Origin of the sequence: Herminiimonas sp. NPDC097707, assembly GCF_044761395.1 — a bacterium.
Lineage (GTDB): Bacteria > Pseudomonadota > Gammaproteobacteria > Burkholderiales > Burkholderiaceae_D > Oxalicibacterium.
The window spans coordinates 1711104-1729930 of the sequence record NZ_JBIWCI010000001.1 but is presented as its reverse complement, the minus strand read 5'-3'; the positions used below and the strand labels follow the sequence as shown (position 1 = coordinate 1729930).

General features: G+C 53.0%; 17 protein-coding genes and 1 other RNA gene. 13 read left to right on the top strand and 5 right to left on the bottom strand.

Features of this window, described 5'->3' with window-relative positions; translation table 11 throughout:
* Positions 1-280 precede the first annotated feature (280 nt).
* The 5 genes from ssrA to ACIQW9_RS08315 all read right to left on the bottom strand — a co-directional run bounded on the left by ssrA (position 281) and on the right by ACIQW9_RS08315 (position 3678).
* Positions 281-641, bottom strand: a transfer-messenger RNA (tmRNA) gene (gene ssrA, locus ACIQW9_RS08335).
* Positions 642-747: 106 nt separating this feature from the next.
* Positions 748-1413: an HAD family hydrolase gene (locus ACIQW9_RS08330; RefSeq protein ID WP_402335297.1), complete on the bottom strand. Its 666-nt coding sequence runs from the start codon at positions 1411-1413 to the stop codon at positions 748-750.
* Between the two features lie 78 nt (positions 1414-1491).
* Positions 1492-2187, bottom strand: coding sequence for a bifunctional 2-polyprenyl-6-hydroxyphenol methylase/3-demethylubiquinol 3-O-methyltransferase UbiG (gene ubiG / locus ACIQW9_RS08325; protein WP_402335294.1), 696 nt, complete (start codon positions 2185-2187; stop codon positions 1492-1494).
* 121 nt (positions 2188-2308) lie between these two features.
* The gene (gene ompA, locus ACIQW9_RS08320) at positions 2309-2926 is read right to left on the bottom strand and encodes an outer membrane protein OmpA (protein WP_402335291.1); all 618 of its coding nucleotides are present in this window, start codon (positions 2924-2926) and stop codon (positions 2309-2311) included.
* Between the two features lie 314 nt (positions 2927-3240).
* Positions 3241-3678 (bottom strand): OmpA family protein, encoded by a 438-nt coding sequence (locus tag ACIQW9_RS08315; protein ID WP_402335288.1) that lies wholly within the window; start codon positions 3676-3678, stop codon positions 3241-3243.
* Between the two features lie 505 nt (positions 3679-4183).
* On the opposite strand from ACIQW9_RS08315, the gene gyrA reads away from it, so the two are divergent.
* The 13 genes from gyrA to cysM all read left to right on the top strand — a co-directional run bounded on the left by gyrA (position 4184) and on the right by cysM (position 18788).
* Positions 4184-6799, top strand: a complete 2616-nt coding sequence (gene gyrA / locus ACIQW9_RS08310) for a DNA gyrase subunit A (protein WP_402335286.1) — start codon at positions 4184-4186, stop codon at positions 6797-6799.
* Complete coding sequence (gene serC, locus ACIQW9_RS08305) at positions 6799-7890, top strand: 3-phosphoserine/phosphohydroxythreonine transaminase (RefSeq protein WP_402335283.1); 1092 nt, start codon at positions 6799-6801, stop codon at positions 7888-7890. Before gyrA ends, serC begins: the two co-directional genes overlap by 1 nt.
* A gap of 43 nt (positions 7891-7933) precedes the next feature.
* On the top strand, positions 7934-9010 hold the full coding sequence (gene pheA / locus ACIQW9_RS08300) for a prephenate dehydratase (protein ID WP_402335280.1): 1077 nt from the start codon (positions 7934-7936) through the stop codon (positions 9008-9010).
* 90 nt (positions 9011-9100) lie between these two features.
* Complete coding sequence (hisC, locus tag ACIQW9_RS08295; protein ID WP_402335277.1) at positions 9101-10207, top strand: histidinol-phosphate transaminase; 1107 nt, start codon at positions 9101-9103, stop codon at positions 10205-10207.
* 43 nt (positions 10208-10250) lie between these two features.
* Positions 10251-11153 carry a prephenate dehydrogenase gene (locus ACIQW9_RS08290; RefSeq protein WP_402335275.1) on the top strand — a complete coding sequence of 301 codons (903 nt, stop codon included), beginning with the start codon at positions 10251-10253 and terminating at the stop codon, positions 11151-11153.
* On the top strand, positions 11146-12474 hold the full coding sequence (gene aroA, locus ACIQW9_RS08285) for a 3-phosphoshikimate 1-carboxyvinyltransferase (protein ID WP_402335272.1): 1329 nt from the start codon (positions 11146-11148) through the stop codon (positions 12472-12474). The genes ACIQW9_RS08290 and aroA overlap by 8 nt, the downstream gene beginning before the upstream one ends.
* A 102-nt stretch (positions 12475-12576) precedes the next feature.
* Entirely contained in the window at positions 12577-13254 is a 678-nt protein-coding gene (gene cmk, locus ACIQW9_RS08280) for a (d)CMP kinase (RefSeq protein ID WP_402335269.1), read from the top strand.
* Between the two features lie 155 nt (positions 13255-13409).
* On the top strand, positions 13410-15131 hold the full coding sequence (rpsA, locus tag ACIQW9_RS08275) for a 30S ribosomal protein S1 (protein ID WP_083781013.1): 1722 nt from the start codon (positions 13410-13412) through the stop codon (positions 15129-15131).
* Between the two features lie 11 nt (positions 15132-15142).
* A complete protein-coding gene (locus ACIQW9_RS08270; protein WP_011871954.1) occupies positions 15143-15448 on the top strand; it encodes an integration host factor subunit beta in 306 nt (101 codons plus the stop codon).
* 158 nt (positions 15449-15606) lie between these two features.
* Positions 15607-15921 (top strand): lipopolysaccharide assembly LapA domain-containing protein, encoded by a 315-nt coding sequence (locus ACIQW9_RS08265; RefSeq protein WP_011871953.1) that lies wholly within the window; start codon positions 15607-15609, stop codon positions 15919-15921.
* A 48-nt stretch (positions 15922-15969) separates the two neighbouring features.
* Positions 15970-17145, top strand: coding sequence for a lipopolysaccharide assembly protein LapB (lapB, locus tag ACIQW9_RS08260; protein WP_402335265.1), 1176 nt, complete (start codon positions 15970-15972; stop codon positions 17143-17145).
* Between the two features lie 230 nt (positions 17146-17375).
* Positions 17376-17717, top strand: a complete 342-nt coding sequence (locus ACIQW9_RS08255; RefSeq protein WP_402335263.1) for a ComEA family DNA-binding protein — start codon at positions 17376-17378, stop codon at positions 17715-17717.
* Positions 17718-17885: 168 nt separating this feature from the next.
* Positions 17886-18788, top strand: a complete 903-nt coding sequence (cysM, locus tag ACIQW9_RS08250) for a cysteine synthase CysM (RefSeq protein WP_402335260.1) — start codon at positions 17886-17888, stop codon at positions 18786-18788.
* Positions 18789-18827: the final 39 nt, after the last annotated feature.

The window sequence follows — 18827 nt, the reverse complement described above, 5'->3', positions numbered from 1 at the left end:
ATTTATCTCGCAATTGCATCGCTCATATACCTTTTTCGTTATTTTTTCGCCATCCGGCGGTTAGCGTGCGAGCTGATCGTTCATATTCATAAGGAAGGAATATACGCCGTTTGTCTGCTGGCTTGAGCCATTTGGCTTTGCCTGCTGCGGACACACAGAATTTGAAGCCCGCGCATAGCGTCGCTGTCTCTCAGTGGATTGCTCAGGTCTTAAACCCATGCCAATACTGGCGCTTTGGGCAAAAAAAATCCCAGCCGATAAGGGTTGGGATTTTCAATATTGGTGGAGGCGGCGGGAATCGAACCCGCGTCCGAAAGTACTCTACAGACAGTTCTACATACTTAGCACTGCCATTTAATTTAACCGGTACAACGCGGACGTGCACGCTGTGTACAAGCGAGTTACCTATTATTTAGTGCGATGCCAAGTAACCCGGCATTACACGAGTCCCTGTAAATGACTCTACAGCTTTTAAGGGCCCACCCCAGGGACGAGGTGTTGTAGAGCTAACAGCAATTAAGCTGCTAGTGCGTACGAGTTATCGTTTGCAGTTAAGTTTTTTCAGGTTGTATTTACGAGGTAGCCCGCCCTCGGTATGCCCTGCGCTGCTTTGCAACCCCCGTCGAAACCAGGTCGCCCCCAAGCATTACCATTGTAACGCAATAGATGGGGCACTTCATTATTGATTCAAGTGCGTTGATGCGATCCTTTTATTGCGCTGAGCTGGAGGATAACGGTGATTCAAACTCAGGATAGCTGATCCAGAAGATCGAACAGCTGTTGCGGCGATTCGACCAGAGCATCGGCATTCCACGTGGCGGGTGCAGCTTCGCCGCAATAGCCCCATGCAGCCGCGATGGTTGTCATGCCGGCCGCCTGGCCCGCTTGAATGTCGCGCAGGTCGTCGCCGACATACCAGCAATGTTCCGGCTGAACGCCTATGCGTTTGGCAGCCTCGAATAATGGAGCAGGGTGCGGTTTCGCGTGTGCGGTGGTATCACCGGAAATGACGCAGGCCGCATGATGCAGGCCGATCTGGGGTACCAGTTGATCGGTCAGCTGTGCTGCCTTGTTCGTGACGATGCCCCAGGCTATGTTTTTTTCCTGCAAGTTCGATAGCAATTCAGAGATGCCTTCAAACAAACGGCTATTGACTGCGATTGCCGCTGCGTAGTTGCGCAAAAAATCGTCGCGCAGTTCTGTATATTCCGCATCTTGCGGTGTGATGCCGAAGGCAACGCCTATCAAGCCGCGTGCACCGGCAGATGCGACGGGGCGTAATAATGCGTAGTCGGCAGGTGCGAGGCCGCGTGTAACGCGCAATTGATTGACTGCCTCCGCCAAATCAGGTGCGGTATCGGCAAGCGTGCCGTCGAGATCAAACAGAATGGCCAGAGGGGTAGGTAATTTCATGCGGACTCAATGTGCAGGTCGAAGGAATAAACGCTTATCGCACGAGCAGCGATAAGCGTTTTGCTCTGATGTTGAAAGTCAGGCGGGTTTGCTGCACGCAACCAGATAATTGACGCTGGTGTCGTGCGTGAGCGAATAGATTTTCGTCAGCGGGTTGAAGCCCATTCCTCTGAGAGTATCGACTGTCAGGCCGGCCTCGCGTGCAAACCGGGAAAGTTCGGCTGGCGTGATGAATTTGGCGTAATCGTGCGTGCCTTTGGGTAGCAGCCGCAACAGGTATTCTGCGCCGAGCACGGCATGTAGATACGCTTTTGGATTGCGATTGATGGTCGAAAAAAATATTGTCCCGCCAGGTTTGGCAAGTTTGGCAGCGGCGGCAACGATGGCGGCAGGGTCGGGTACATGCTCGAGCATTTCCATGCAGGTAACAATATCGAATTTGCCAGCTTCACGCGCGGCCATGTCTTCGGCTGCAATCAGTTCATAGCGTACCTGTACACCAGATTCCAGGCTGTGCAGGTCGGCGACTTTAAGGGCTTTTTCGGACAGATCTATACCTGTCACATTGGCGCCTTTTTTTGCCATCGATTCGGTCAGGATGCCGCCGCCGCAACCAATGTCGATCACTGTTTTGGCTGCCAATGGGGCAAGGCTGTTGATCCACTCAAGACGCAAGGGATTAATTTCATGCAAGGGACGGAATTCCGATGTGGGGTCCCACCATTGATGGGCCAGATCGCTAAATTTTTTCAGTTCTAAGGGGTCGGCATTCATGGGCTAAATGATAACTTGAAAGTGGGATGCGCGCGCTGATGTCGCCAATTGAAAAAATGAATGAATCAATGTGCGAAAAAAAACCCCGCAGCAGCGGGGTTTTTGATTCGTATGAAACGAATTATTTACGTGTACCGACTACTTCGATTTCTACGCGACGGTTTTGAGCGCGACCAGCAGCTGTTTTGTTTGTAGCAACTGGTTGTTTTTCGCCTTTACCTTCGGTGTAGACGCGTTTTGCATCGATACCTTTGCCAACCAAGTAGCCTTTAACAGCTTCTGCACGACGGATCGACAGTTTTTGGTTGTATGCATCGGAGCCAATGGAGTCGGTATGACCAACAGCGATGATAACTTCCAGGTTCAAATCTTTGAGCTTGGATGCCAGATCGTCAAGCTTGGCTTTGCCGTCCGGCTTCAATACTGCCTTGTCGAAGTCAAAGAATGCATCAGCTGCAAACGTGACTTTTTCCGAGGTAGGTACTGGAGCTACTGCTGGAGCTGCTGCTGGAGCCGGAGCTGCTGCGGCTACCAATGCACCGTCGCAACCTGCAACGGAATCGGCTGGAGTCCAGTAGCCAGTGTGCCAGCACAGACCTGTGCCGCTACGGACGATCGTGCCGTTGCCGGCTTGAGCGTACGCGCTGTTTGGGGTAGGTGCTTGGATGTCGGTTTGGGCTTGGGCTGACATTGCAACGACTGCGGACGCAGCGAAGACGAGTTTTGCAAATTTATTCATATTTCTTTCTCCTCTCGAGTGAGATATCCGCAGATAAACTGCGCAAATTACGTGAATGACATCGGATTTGGATACTAACACGCGCTTCAACAACTACATGAAACTTATTGTTCGCATGCAATAGTTTAACTTGCTACCATTTTGCCACAGCAGTTGCGTCAACGAACCTTGTTAAATTGGCTTATTGCCATTTCTTTAAAATCGTTGTGTTTATACAACGGTCTGTCAGGCAATGTTCTCTTTGCAAAACATTGACCTTTGGATATGGAAAACGTTCATGTTTTGAGGAAATTTTAATTAATTTAACTGCATGTTTATTGGGTTTTTCCGTGAACCTCGATCAAGACGCGGCGATTGGGTGCCAGGCAGGCGATGAGTTTTCCGTGTGGTAATTTTTCATCGCACAATTTGATGCTCTGAGTCTCGCCGGCGCCGAGTACATTCATTCTGGCGCTGACTCCTTTGGTTTTCAGGTAGTTGGCAACCGATGCCGCCCGTTTTTCCGAAAGAATTTGATTGGACCGGCTGGCGCCCAGATGGTCGGTATGTCCCGTGATCGTGATCCCGTCAATTTCCTTGCATTCGGCAAGGATGGGTAAAACTTTTTGATTAATCTGCTGTTTTGCGGCCTTGTTTAGTATTGCCTTGTTAAAGGCGAAGGTTTGGTCGCTTGCAAGCGCGAGTGTGGCGTTGCACGACGGTTTTGCTGCCAGCGGCATCGATTGCTGCTCTTTTTTCAGGCTGTTTGCCATTTCCGGTGCGGTTGGATTGGGAATGGGCGACGCCAAAGCGCCATCGCATCCTGCAACGGCATCGTTGGGGGTCCAGAAGCCGGATCGCCAGCAAAGGCCGTAATCATTGCGCGTAATGGTGCCGCGACTATCCTGATTATAGGAATGATTCGATGGGGCCTGGATGTCTGTGGTGTTTTGTGCTGCAACATACGATGACGCGGCGCCGACCAGTAGACCTAAGGCCAGTTTGTTAATCATGTTTTTCTCGTAGTGGAATGGTGTTCAGGAAACAAGGCAGATCTCAGCAGTCAGCATTTAAACATATTTTTCTGAGAATCAGTCGCAGCAATGGCTATCGTTTGTAAAGTTCCCGCGATGCCGAAAGCGGGAGAAGGGGCCTCTGCCGTGTTAAAATCTACGATTTGCCGGATCGTGCGTATTTCCTGTGTATTTGAATTGCATTGGAATATTAATTCGCCGATTTTTCATTATCAAACCCTAGCCAAAGACCAGACGAACGCCAATGGATCAATTCGCTAAAGAAACAATTCCGATTTCGCTTGAAGAAGAGATGCGCAAGAGTTACCTCGATTACGCCATGAGCGTCATCGTAGGGCGCGCATTGCCTGACGTGCGTGACGGCTTGAAGCCGGTACACCGTCGGGTTCTGTTTGCGATGCATGAAATGAACAATGTCTGGAATCGCCCGTTCGTCAAATGCGCGCGCGTGGTCGGTGAGACGATGGGTAAATACCACCCGCACGGCGACGCGTCGATCTACGACACGCTGGTGCGGATGGCACAGCCATTTTCGCTGCGTTACATGCTGGTCGATGGCCAGGGTAACTTCGGTTCGATCGACGGCGATAACGCAGCGGCTATGCGTTACACCGAGTGCCGCCTGGACAAGATTGCCGGCGAACTGCTGGCCGATCTGGACAAGGAAACCGTCGATTTCGTACCGAACTATGACGGCAAGGAAAAAGAACCGTCGGTATTGCCGACACGCATCCCGAATTTGCTGATTAACGGCTCGTCGGGTATTGCGGTCGGTATGGCGACGAATATCCCGCCGCACAATATTACGGAAGTCATCGATGGTGCCCTGCATGTATTGCGCAATGCAGAGGCGACGATTGATGAACTGATCGAAATTATTCCGGCGCCGGATTTCCCGACGGGCGGCATTATTTACGGCGTCTCCGGCGTGCGCGATGGTTATCGCACCGGCCGCGGCCGCGTCGTGATGCGCGCAAAAACGCATTTTGAAGAGTACGGCAAGGAAAATCGTTCATCGATTATCGTCGACGAACTGCCGTATCAGGTGAACAAGAAGTCGCTACTGGAGCGTATCGCCGAACTGGTGCGCGACAAGAAGCTCGAGGGTATTTCCGATATTCGCGATGAATCCGACAAGTCGGGCATGCGCGTTGTGATTGAGCTGAAACGCAATGAAGTGCCGGAAGTGGTGCTGAACAATCTGTACAAGCAGACTCAGTTGCAAGACACCTTCGGCATGAACATGGTGGCGCTGGTCGACGGTCAGCCCAAGTTGCTGAACCTGAAGCAAATGCTGGAATGCTTCCTGTCGCATCGCCGCGAAGTGGTGACGCGTCGCACCATATTTGAATTGCGCAAGGCGCGCGAACGCGGTCACGTGCTGGAAGGTCTGGCTGTTGCGCTGGCGAATATCGATGATTTCATCGCCATTATCAAAGCGGCACCTACACCGCCGGTAGCGAAAGTCGATTTGATGTCGCGTGCCTGGGATTCGTCCGTGGTGCGCGAGATGCTGGCACGTACCGGTGAAGAAGGCGTCGGCGGCGTCAATGCCTTCCGTCCAGAGAATCTGCCCAAGCACTACGGCATCCAGCCTGACGGCTTGTACAAATTGTCCGACGATCAGGCGCAGGAAATTCTGCAGATGCGTCTGCAGCGCCTGACCGGTCTGGAGCAGGACAAGATCGTCAATGAATACAAGGAAGTCATGTCGCAGATCGCCGATCTGCTCGACATCCTGGCCAAGCCTGAGCGCGTCACTGTCATCATCACCGACGAGCTGACCGTAGCGAAAAATGAATACGGCATCGGCAACAAGGATGAGCGTCGTTCGTCTATCGAATTGAATGCAACCGATCTTGGCACCGAAGATCTGATCACGCCGCAGGATATGGTCGTGACCCTGTCGCATACCGGTTACATGAAATCGCAGCCGATTACCGAATATCGCGCGCAAAAACGTGGCGGACGCGGCAAGCAGGCGATGGCGACCAAGGAAGACGACTGGATCGATCAGCTGTTCATCGCGAACACGCACGATTACATCCTCTGCTTCAGTAATCGCGGTCGCATGTACTGGCTGAAAGTGTGGGAAGTGCCGCAAGGTTCGCGCAACTCGCGCGGCAAACCTATCGTCAATATGTTCCCACTGCAGGATGGCGAGAAAATTACCGTGATCCTGCCGGTCTCCGGCGAGAATCGTACCTTCCCGGAAGATCGCTATATTTTCATGTCGACCAGCCTCGGTACCGTGAAAAAGACTTCACTGAGCGATTTTAGCAATCCACGCAAGGCCGGCATCATCGCGGTCGACCTGGATGACGGCGATTTCCTGATTGGTGCGGCGCTGACCGACGGCAAGCATGATGTGATGCTGTTCTCCGATTCCGGCAAGGCCGTGCGCTTTGACGAAAACGATGTGCGCCCTATGGGCCGCACGGCACGTGGCGTGCGCGGCATGAATCTGGAAGAAGGTCAGCAAGTCATCGCCTTGCTGGTGGCAGAGAACGAACAGCAATCCGTCCTGACGGCGACTGAAAACGGTTTCGGCAAGCGTACGCCGATTACCGAATACACGCGTCATGGCCGCGGCACCAAAGGCATGATCGCGATTCAGACCAGCGAGCGTAACGGCAAAGTAGTGGCAGCAACACTGGTTGATGCCGCAGACGAAATCATGCTGATTACGACCGGCGGCGTACTGATTCGTACACGTGTCGCAGAAATTCGTGAAATGGGTCGCGCAACGCAAGGCGTGACGCTGATCGCGGTGGAAGATGGCACCAAACTGAGCGGCCTGCAACGTATTCTGGAATCGGATATTGAAGAAGACCAATCCGGTACGGAGGAAGACGAATAATGAAGCGTGTGTTTAACTTTTCGCCGGGACCGGCTGCGATTCCACAGGAGGTAATCCAGCAGGCGGCGGATGAGATGGCAAACTGGAGAGGCTGCGGTTTGTCAGTAATGGAAATGAGCCATCGCGGTCGTGAATTTACTGAAATTTTGGCAACCACCAAGGACGATTTGCGTTCCTTGATGTCGATACCCGACAACTACAAAATTTTGCTGATGCAGGGTGGCGCCATCGCCGAGAACGCAATCGTGCCAATGAATCTGGTCGGCATGAAATCGCAGCCGGCGACCATTGATTTTGTTAACACCGGCCACTGGTCGGTCAAGAGCATTGAAGAAGCGCGCAAGTACGCGAATGTAAATGTCGCGGCCTCATCGGAAGATAAAAACTTCACGTATGTGCCTGCGCGTGATACCTGGAAACTGACGCCTGATGCCGCGTATGTGCATGTTTGCACGAATGAAACCATCGGTGGCGTTGAGTTCGACTTCACACCGGATGTCGGCAATGTGCCGCTGGTGGCTGACATGTCGTCGAATATCCTGTCGCGTGAAATCGATGTCTCCAGGTACGCCGTGATTTATGCCGGCGCACAAAAAAATATCGGCCCTGCAGGCTTGACCATTGTGATCGTACGCGATGACATGCTTGGGCATGCGTTGCCTATCTGTCCATCCGCTTTCGACTGGAAGCTGGTCGCCGAACATGACTCCATGTTCAATACGCCGCCAACCTATCCTATCTATATCGCGGGCCTGACCTTCCAGTGGATGAAGCGTCAGGGTGGCGTTGCTGCGATGGAAAAAGTTAACATCGCCAAAGCGAAACTGCTCTACGATTATCTGGACTCGACCGATTTCTATGTGAATAAGGTGCCGGTAGCGAATCGTTCGCGCATGAATGTGCCATTCTTCCTGCATGATGAATCCTTGAGCGCGAAGTTTTTGGCCGAAGCAGGGCAGAACGATCTGGTGCAGTTGAAAGGCCATAGTTCGGTCGGCGGCATGCGTGCATCGATTTACAATGCAATGCCGATTGAAGGCGTGCAGGCGCTGGTCGATTTCATGAAGGTATTCGAGAAAAAATACGGTTGATTTTCATTCCAATCAAAATCTGACGTGCTTGCATAGTGAATATATGACGACGGACGACAAGCTCAAACCGCTGCGTGAACAGATCGATACGATCGATGCGCAAATTCTCGATTTGCTCAACAGGCGTGCCCGCGTGGCGCAGGAAGTCGGCCACGTCAAGGCGGAAACCAATGCACCTGTGTTCCGCCCGGAGCGCGAAGCACAGGTGTTGCGCAGCGTAGCTGAGCGCAATCCCGGCCCCTTGCTCGATACGGATATTCAAACCGTTTTTCGTGAGGTGATGTCGGCTTGCCGTGCGCTGGAAAAACGCGTCACGGTTGCCTATCTCGGCCCTGCAGGGACATTCAGCGAGCAGGCGGTGTATCAGCAATTCGGCCGCGCGGTCGAGGGCATGCCGTGCGTATCCATCGATGAAGTGTTCCGTGCAACGGAAGCCGGTACTGCCGATTTTGGCGTGGTGCCGATTGAAAATTCTTCCGAAGGCGTGATTAATCGTACGCTCGATTTGCTGTTGCAGACCACGCTGACCATCAGCGGCGAAGTGTCGATTCAGGTGAATCATAGCCTGATGACCCGTTCCGGCAACATGAGCGGCATCAACAGTATTTGCGCGCATTCGCAGGCATTGGCGCAATGCCAGGTCTGGCTCAACCAGAACTACCCGAATATCGAACGGCGCGCGGTGGCTTCCAACGGCGAGGCGGCGCGCTTGGCTGGTGAAGATGCGACGGTGGCGGCCATCGCCAGCGAGATCGCCGGACAAAAATACAATCTGCAAGTCGTCAAGGCGCATATACAGGACGATCCGCACAATCGCACGCGTTTTGCTGTAGTCGGTCGCTTGCATACTGCGGCCAGCGGCAAGGATCAAACCTCGCTGGTGTTGTCGGTGCCGAACAAGGCTGGCGCTGTTTACAATCTATTGGCACCTCTGGCGAAACATGGCGTGTCGATGACGCGCTTCGAGTCCCGTCCTGCGCGCATGGGCACGTGGGAATATTATTTCTATGTCGATGTGGAAGGTCACTTGAAAGACAGCAAGGTGGCCGACGCACTGAAGGAACTCAAGGATAACGCCGCATTTTTCAAGGTGCTGGGTTCGTATCCATTCAGTTTGTAATTTTTTCGTGCTGTTGTTCCAGATGCGTGTCTGCCGGTAAATCAGGCACCGCCCATCCTGGCAATAGATACTCTTGCTCTGGAATCCTTTATGTCTATTCAGTTCGGCCCTGATTATGTTCGTGCGATTGCGCCTTATCAAGGCGGCAGACCGATTGCTGAAGTCGCGCGCGAATTCGGCCTCGACGAAGCCAAGATCGTCAAACTTGCATCCAATGAAAATCCGCTCGGTATGCCTGAATCGGCAAAAAAGGCGATGGCGCTGGCAATTGCTGATGCGGGTCGCTATCCGGATGGCAACGGTTTTGAATTGAAAGCGGTTCTCACTGCAAAATATGGTGTGCCTGCGGAGTGGATCACACTCGGCAACGGCAGCAACGATATTCTGGAGCTGTCGGCGCATGCTTTCGTGCAGCCGGGGCAATCGGTCATTTACGCACAATATTCATTTGCCGTTTATCCATTGGCCACGCAGGCCGTCGGCGGACGCTCACTGGTGGTCGCCGCGAAGGATTTTGGTCACGATCTAGAGGCGATGATCGATGCGATCGAAGACGATACGCGTTTGATTTTCATTGCCAATCCGAACAATCCGACCGGCACCTTTATTCCCGGTCATGAGATTGAATCCTTCCTGAAACGTGTGCCGCCGAATGTCGTTGTCGTGCTGGATGAAGCCTATACCGAATTTCTTGCGCCTGAACTGCAATACGATTCGATCGCATGGGTAGCGCAGTATCCGAATCTGCTGGTGTCGCGCTCGATGTCCAAGGTCTATGGTCTGGCAGGTTTGCGTATCGGTTACGGCATTGCGCAACCGGGCATTACCGATTTACTTAATCGTATCCGCCAGCCTTTCAATGTGAATTCGCTGGCGCAGGCAGCGGCAATTGCCGCGCTGAACGATACGGAGTTTGTCAAAAAGAGTGCGGAGCTGAATGCGGCGGGTTATCGCCAGTTGACGCAAGCTTTTGATGCATTGAAGCTGAGGTATGTACCATCGTGCGGCAACTTCGTGCTGGTCAAGGTCGGTGACGATGATGGCGCCGGGGCGCGCATCAATCTGGCTCTGTTGAAGCAGGGTGTGATCGTGCGTCCGGTTGGCAACTACGGTTTGCCACAATGGCTGCGCATCTCGATCGGCCTGGAAGAAGAAAACGCGATATGTCTGGCGGCTCTGAAAAAAGCGCTGGCTTGATTGTTTGCAAACTAATTCGATCAACTACTTTCCTTTGCCTCCCGTGCTAAAAAAAATCGTCATCTTTGGAGTGGGTTTGATCGGCGGATCGTTTGCGCTTGCCTTGCGCAAAGCCGGTGCCGTGGAGCAGGTCGTCGGACTTGGCCGTAGCACTGCATCGCTGTTGCGTGCGAAGGAACTCGGCATCATCGACGTCATCGGCACTTCGCTGGAAGAAGCCTTGCAGGACGCGGATCTGGTATTGCTGGCCGCACCGGTAGCCCAGACTGAATCCATTCTTGCTGCGATCAAACCCTATTTACAGGCTAAAACGGTGGTGACCGATGCCGGTAGCATCAAAGCCGAAGTGGTGGCTGCGGCGCGTCGTGCACTTGGTGAAAAGATGGCCCAATTCGTCCCCGGTCATCCCATCGCAGGATTGGAATCGACGGGTCCGGATGCTGCGATAGAGAGTTTGTACGTCGGCAGGAAAGTGGTATTAACACCGCTGCCCGAGAATACGGACGAGCGGATCGCATTGGTGGCGCAAGCCTGGCAGCAATGCGGCGCCGTCATCCATCAATTGACGCCGGAAAATCACGATGCGGTTTTTGCCGCAGTCAGCCATTTGCCGCATTTGCTGGCTTTTGCACTGGTGGACGATATTGCACGCAAGCCGCACGCTGAGTTGCTGTTTCAATATGCGGCCAGCGGATTTCGCGATTTCACGCGGATTGCTGCCTCTTCGCCGGAAATGTGGCGTGATATCAGCCTGGCCAATCAGACTGCAATTCTGACTGAACTCGATGCATACATCGCGCAATTGACACGTTTCCGCGAACAATTGGCCGCAGGCGATGGTACTGCGATGCACGCGATGTTTTCCCATGCACAAAGTGCGCGCCAGAACTGGCAGCGCAATATTGAAGCGGCTGAAATACAGCCAAAACCAGACAACGATGAATAAACACTATCCGCATTACCTCGATCTGCAACCGGCCATGCATGCCAAAGGCGTGGTGCGTTTGCCAGGTTCCAAAAGCATTTCCAATCGCACCTTGCTATTAGCCGCTCTGGCGGATGGCACGACGCATATCAAGGATTTGCTGGCATCGGACGATACGCACGTAATGCTGATGGCGCTGCAAAAACTCGGCGTCAAATGGGAGCAGATCGGCGAGTCGCAGGATTACGTCGTACATGGTGTGAGCGGCGTATTTTCTGTGCATCAAGCCGATCTTTTCATGGGCAATGCAGGGACCGCCATTCGTCCGTTGACCGCTGCCCTGGCAGTAACCGGTGGTGATTACACCTTGCATGGTGTATCGCGCATGCACGAGCGTCCTATCGGAGATCTGGTCGATGCCTTGAATGCTATCGGCACGCATATCGAATACACCGGTGAGCCGGGTTATCCGCCGCTCCATATCCAGCGTGGCCGCATACATGCGCAACGTATGCAGGTGCGCGGTAATGTTTCCAGTCAGTTCCTGACGGCCTTGCTGATGGCAGCGCCATTGATGGCGCGCGAACAGGATGTCACCATCGACGTGATTGGTGAATTGATATCCAAACCGTATATTGAAATCACCTTGAATCTGATGCGTCGTTTCGGTGTGGCAGTACAGCGCAATGGCTGGCAGTCATTCACGATCAAAGCCGGGCAGCGCTATACCAGCCCGGGCAATATCCATGTCGAAGGCGACGCATCGTCGGCATCCTACTTCCTCGCCGCAGGAGCGATTGCCGGCGGTCCGGTCCGGGTCGAAGGTGTGGGCAAAAATAGTATTCAAGGCGACGTGCGCTTTGTTGAGTCCTTGCAGCAGATGGGCGCGACCATCACGATGGGCGACAACTGGATAGAGGCGGAATCCAATGGCGCATTGCGCGCCATTGATGCCGACTTCAACCATATTCCCGACGCTGCGATGACGATAGCTGTCGCAGCCTTGTATGCCGACGGCACCAGCACCTTGCGCAATATCGGCAGCTGGCGTGTGAAGGAAACCGATCGCATCAGCGCGATGGCGATTGAATTGCGCAAACTGGGTGCGATAGTTGAAGAGGGTGAGGATTATCTGCGGGTAACGCCGCCAGCCGTGATTCAACCTGCCGCAATCGATACCTATGACGATCACCGGATGGCCATGTGTTTTTCGCTGGCGACGCTGGATGGCGCCATACGCAAGGGTAGCAAGATACGTATCAACGATCCTCAATGTGTGGCAAAAACATTCCCGGACTATTTCACTGCCTTTGCCAAGGTCACGGAAGATAGTTTGTTTTAATCATTTCCGGCGACAGCGGGTAAAGCGTCGCGGACGATGTTCCCTTTTAATTTTGAATCGGCATCCGGGTTGTGGCTCGGTTGCGGATGAATGGATTGCGACATGACTTCATTTCCTGATATCCCCGTTATCGCCATTGATGGCCCGACGGCTTCCGGCAAGGGCACAGTGGCGCAGCTGGTGGCGACGCAACTGGGCTTTCATTACCTCGATTCGGGCGCCCTGTATCGCCTGACGGCTTTGTCCGCGCTGCGGAATACGGTGGCGCTCAACGAGGAGCAGGCCCTAGCAAAGCTGGCGGAAACGCTGCAGTGCAGCTTCAGGGAGGGTGACATTTTTCTTGCCGACGAGAATGTAACGCTGGCGATACGTGCTGAGGAAGTAGGTAATGCAGCCTCGAAAATTGCCGCTTTGCCTGCATTGCGTCAGGCTTTGGTGGCTTTGCAACTGCGTTTTCGCGCTGCGCCGGGCTTGATTGCGGATGGGCGCGATATGGGAACCGTGATTTTCCCGGATGCCGGTCTGAAAGTCTTTCTGACCGCGAGTCCCGAAGCGCGCGCCCAAAGACGTTATAAGCAATTGATTGACAAGGGGTTTTCTGCTAATATACAAGACCTTCTGAAGGATTTGAACGAACGGGATGCGCGCGATGTGAATCGGGCTGTCGCTCCGTTAAAACCTGCAGAGGGCGCGTATTTGCTGGATACCTCGAATTTGACCGTGAGTCAGGCGGTGGAACAGGTACTAGGCTGGTATGCCGATATGAAGAAGGCTGTATAGAAATTGTTGCAAAAATAATTGTTGTACCCGTTGTCTGCCAGACGCAAAGTCGGGCAGACGTTGAAAAACCTAACCCATTATTCGCTTCCTTTTGTTGTTTGTGTATGCAAGCAGTAACTGGATATACCCGAATTCTGGTCAACTTGTTTAAACCTATGACTACTGTTGTCACCTCCACGCAAGATACCCCTGTTGGCATGGAAAGTTTTGCCGCTCTTTTTGAAGAATCGTTGACTCGCCAGGACATGCGTTCCGGTGAAGTGATTTCGGCTGAAGTCGTTCGTCTCGACCACAACTTCGTGATCGTGAACGCCGGCTTGAAATCGGAAGCATTTATTCCAATCGAAGAATTCAAAAACGACAATGGCGAACTCGAAGTCAACGTTGGCGACTTTATTTCCGTCGCAATTGAATCCCTCGAAAACGGTTTTGGCGACACCATCCTGTCGCGCGACAAGGCTAAACGCCTGGCGTCGTGGCTCTCGCTTGAAAAAGCGATGGAGTCCGGTGAAATCGTTATCGGTACCGTTAACGGTAAAGTCAAAGGCGGTCTGACCGTTTTGACCAATGGCATCCGCGCATTCTTGCCGGGTTCGCTGGTCGATACACGTCCTGTCAAGGACACGACCCCATTCGAAGGCAAAACCCTCGAATTCAAAGTCATCAAACTCGATCGCAAGCGTAACAACGTTGTGTTGTCGCGCCGCGCTGTCATCGAAGCATCGATGGGCGAAGAGCGTCAAAAATTGATGGAAACGCTCAAAGAAGGTACGGTAGTTACCGGTATCGTCAAAAATATCACCGACTACGGCGCGTTCGTGGATCTGGGCGGTATCGATGGCCTGTTGCACATTACCGATCTGGCATGGCGTCGTGTGCGTCACCCATCGGAAGTGCTGACTGTCGGCCAAGAAATCACAGCCAAAGTTCTCAAGTACGATCAAGAGAAAAACCGTGTTTCGCTGGGCGTCAAGCAATTGGGCGACGATCCATGGACCGGTTTGTCACGTCGTTACCCACAAGGCACACGCCTGTTCGGTAAAGTCACCAACCTGACCGACTACGGCTCGTTCGTTGAAGTTGAACAAGGCATCGAAGGCTTGGTTCACGTTTCCGAAATGGACTGGACCAACAAAAACGTGGCACCAAACAAAGTTGTCCAATTGGGCGATGAAGTTGAAGTCATGGTTCTGGAAATCGACGAAGAACGTCGTCGTATCAGCCTCGGCATGAAACAGTGCAAAGCCAATCCTTGGGACGACTTCGCAGTCACCCACAAGAAAGGTGACAAAGTCCGCGGCGCGATCAAATCGATCACCGACTTCGGCGTGTTCATCGGTCTGGCTGGCAACATCGACGGCCTGGTTCACCTGTCCGATCTGTCCTGGACGGAAACAGGCGAAGAAGCTGTTCGTCGCTTCAAGAAGGGCGATGAGCTGGAAGCAATCGTGTTGGCAATCGACGTGGAACGTGAACGCGTATCCCTCGGCGTTAAACAACTCGAAGGCGACCCATTCAACAACTTCGCTGCCATGAACGACAAAGGCGCGTTGGTTACTGGTACCGTTAAATCGGTTGAGCCTAAAGGCGCAGTGATCCAATTGTCCGAAGAAGTTGAAGGCTACTTGCGCGCTTCCGAAATCTCCCGCGACCGCGTGGAAGATGCTGGTACACACCTGAAAGTTGGCGACACTGTTGAAGCTATGGTGATCAACGTTGACCGTAAAGCACGCGGTATCCAACTGTCGATCAAAGCGAAAGACAATGTTGAAACGCAGGAAGCAATGCAAAAAATGTCGTCGGATTCGAACGCTGCATCCGGTACGACCAGCCTCGGCGCATTGCTCAAAGCTAAGCTCGATAACAGCAAGAACTAAGTTCAGCATCAATGACAAAGTCGGAGCTCATTGCTCGTTTGGCTGAGCGTTATCCGCAACTGGTAGCCAAGGATGCGGATTACGCAGTCAAAACCATCCTCGACGCAATGTCCGACGCCCTGGCGACCGGACAGCGCATCGAGATCCGTGGTTTTGGCAGCTTTGCACTCAATAGCCGCCCGCCGCGTATCGGTCGCAACCCGAAGTCGGGTGACAAGGTGATGGTTCCGGAAAAACGGGTGCCGCACTTCAAGCCTGGCAAGCAGTTACGGGAGCGAGTGGATGCGATGGTAGGGCAACCGATCATTGAAGACTGAGTTGTTTGCAGCGAAATAAGAACGGCATCTTCGGATGCCGTTTTTTTTTACGCCATCCGAAGATGCCGTTTTTTCACGTACAATTTCGCTAGTTAAAGTTATATCGATTTGGTCGGCGTAAAGGCCATCCATTCCGCCTAAATAAAGGAATCAGCATCATGAAGATCCTGTTCAGAATCCTTGCCCTCATATTCTTCATCATCTTTTTCGGCTTCGCCCTGAAGAATACGGACGAAGTGACATTGCGTTTTTTTCTGGGTTACGTAATTCAGGGACCGCTGGTTTTATTGCTGCTGGGGTTTTTTGTTGCCGGCGCAGTGCTCGGCGTGTTGGCCATGTTGCCTATGGTGTTCCGTTCGCGCAGGGAAGTAGCAAAGAACAAGAAAGCACTGGTGGCCATACAGGATGAGGCGCAGGCGCAACTGCAGGCCAAATCCCAGCCGCCACAGCCGGATGCGGTGACGCCGCTCTAAGTGGCGGGTTTTGCCAATTTGATCAATCAATCATGAATACGACATTGCATGGAATTTGAAAACTGGTGGTTGCTCGCTATCCCCGCTTTTTTTACCCTGGGCTGGATTGCTGCACGCGTGGATATCAAACAACTGGTTTCCGAGTCGCGCACTTTGCCGCGCGGCTATTTCAAGGGTTTGAATTTTCTGCTCAACGAGCAGCCCGACAAGGCGATCGACGCTTTCATTGAAATCGTCAAGCTGGACCCGGAGACTGTCGAGCTGCATTTCGCTCTCGGCAATCTGTTTCGTGGTCGCGGCGAGACTGAGCGGGCGATTCGCGTCCATCAAAATCTGCTTGCACGTCCCGATCTGCCGCAGGAGCACAAAGTGCATGCGCAGTATGAATTGGGGCAGGATTATCTGAATGCAGGTTTGCTGGATCGTGCGGAAGAAACCTTCAACCTGCTCGTCGAGACGCAGTACAGTGCGCAGGCACATCGCGCCCTGCTGGAAATCTATCAGCGTGAAAAAGAATGGACGCGCGCCATCGAAGCGGCCGGTGCGCTACAGGAGTCGGGCGCCGGCGGTCGGCAAAAGGAAATTGCGCAATTCTATTGCGAGCTGGCGCAGGATGAGCTGGTGCATACCCACGCCGATGCCGCCATTGTGCTGCTGGAAAAAGCACTGGCTGCTGATCGCAAGAACGTACGGGCAACGATGCTGATGGGCGATGCCTTCCTCGCCAAGGATGATATCGAAGCCGCGCTGCTGGCATGGCGTCGCGTGGAGCATCAAAGCGTGCCGCATGTGGCGCTGGTGGCGCAACGCTTGATGGATGGTTATCGTGCCGTCGGAAGGTCGCAGGAAGGCGTGAACCTGCTTAAATTCTATCTGGCCGAAGCCTCTTCCATCGATTTGCTGGAAGTCGTGTTTCAGGCTGTGCTGGAGCTGGAAGGAGTGGATGCAGCGACGCAAATGGTCAGCGATGAACTGCGCCGGACGCCGACCTTGCTGGGACTGGACAAGCTACTGGAAGCACGTTTGCTGGATGCGCCGCCGGAGATGCGTTCCGAGCTGTCGATGGTCAAGAATCTGGTGCACGGCTATACGCAAAAACTGGCGCGCTATCAGTGCAGCAATTGCGGTTTCAAGGCGCGCCAGTATTACTGGCAATGTCCCGGCTGCAGCAAATGGGAAAGTTATCCGCCGCGCCGCACTGAAGAATTGAATGTCATGAATTGACGTGCACATGGCATTGCTCATGACCAATACCATGCCTGCCAAGTACTCATGCCAGTGTCATCACTGGCATTTTTTTATCCCCTCGATTACGAAAACTCACCTGTTTATGGGAAGGTCAGCCCATTGAATTGCTGCTAGAGTTCCAGTCGATTTATTGTTTTATAGGCAATAAATCCAGGCATCATGCCTGTCTTTTCTGAGCTTTTTCACCAATAAACTGGAGACATTTCATGTTGAATAAATTATTGCTGGTGCTTGCAGGTTTGTTCGTTTCTATCAGTTTTGCGTTTGCGGATGTTGACGTCAACAAAGCCGACCAGGCTGCGCTTGACGGTATCAAGGGCATAGGCCCGACAACCTCGAAGGCCATTCTGGAGGAGCGCAAAAAAGGCGGAAATTTCAAGGACTGGAATGATCTGCAGACACGCGTGAAGGGTATAGGCGAGAAGAGTTCGGAGAAATTTTCACAAGCTGGCTTGACCGTGAATGGCGCTGCCAAATCAGGGCCTGCTGCAGGTAAAACCGATAAAGCCAAAAAGGCAGCAGAACCAAAAAAGACTGCCAAGCAGTGATCTTCAAGAGGTCGTTGTAAGGAAAATTCCAGGCGTGTGAGGACTGATGGCCCTGACGATAACAATCGCCAGGGCTTTTTATTGCGCGTACCGTTTACAATCGGATTAGTACGCGCACTGGCGCAGTCGATTAAAATGACATTCTTCAGGAAAAATTCTATCTCCCTTATGCAATATTTGACTATCGAAGACACCATCGGCAACACGCCGCTGGTACAACTCAAGCGCATGGACGGCGAAGAGTCGGCGCGTCGCAACAACGTCATTCTCGGCAAGCTGGAGGGCAACAATCCAGCCGGCTCGGTAAAAGACCGGCCAGCCTTGTCCATGATCAAGCATGCTGAAGAGCGCGGCACCATCAAGCCAGGCGATACCTTGATCGAGGCAACCAGCGGCAATACCGGCATCGCACTGGCGATGGTTGCGGCGATGCGCGGGTACAAGATGATCTTGCTGATGCCGGAAAATTTAAGTGAAGAGCGTCGTCAGGCGATGGCTGCGTATGGCGCGAAAATTGTGCTGACGCCGAAAGCGGGCGGCATGGAATATGCGCGCGATCTGGCAGAGCAAATGCAGAAAAATGGCGAAGGCTTGATCCTCGACCAGTTTGCCAATCCAGACAATCCGCGTTCGCATTATGAAACTACCGGGCCGGAAATCTGGCGTGATACCGGCGGGAAAATCACGCATTTCATTAGTGCGATGGGCACTACCGGCACCATCATCGGTGTCTCCGAATACCTGAAGGAAAAAAATCCGGACATCAGGATCATTGGCGTGCAGCCGGAAGAGGGTTCACAGATTCCCGGTATCAGAAAATGGCCGGAAGCCTATCTGCCCAAGATTTACGATGCAAGCAAGGTCGATCAGCTGGAATATGTCAGTCAGGGAGTTGCCGAACGAATGGCGCGACGTCTGGCAATGGAAGAGGGAATTTTCTGCGGGATTTCTGCGGCAGGCGCGTGCGAAGTCGCGCTGCGAATTTCTCAGACTGTTGAAAATGCGACGATCGTATTCGTCGTCTGCGACCGTGGCGATCGCTATCTTTCAACAGGCGTCTTCCCGGCCTGAGCCGGGAAGAATCGAACCAGGTATCGAGTCAGCGTAATA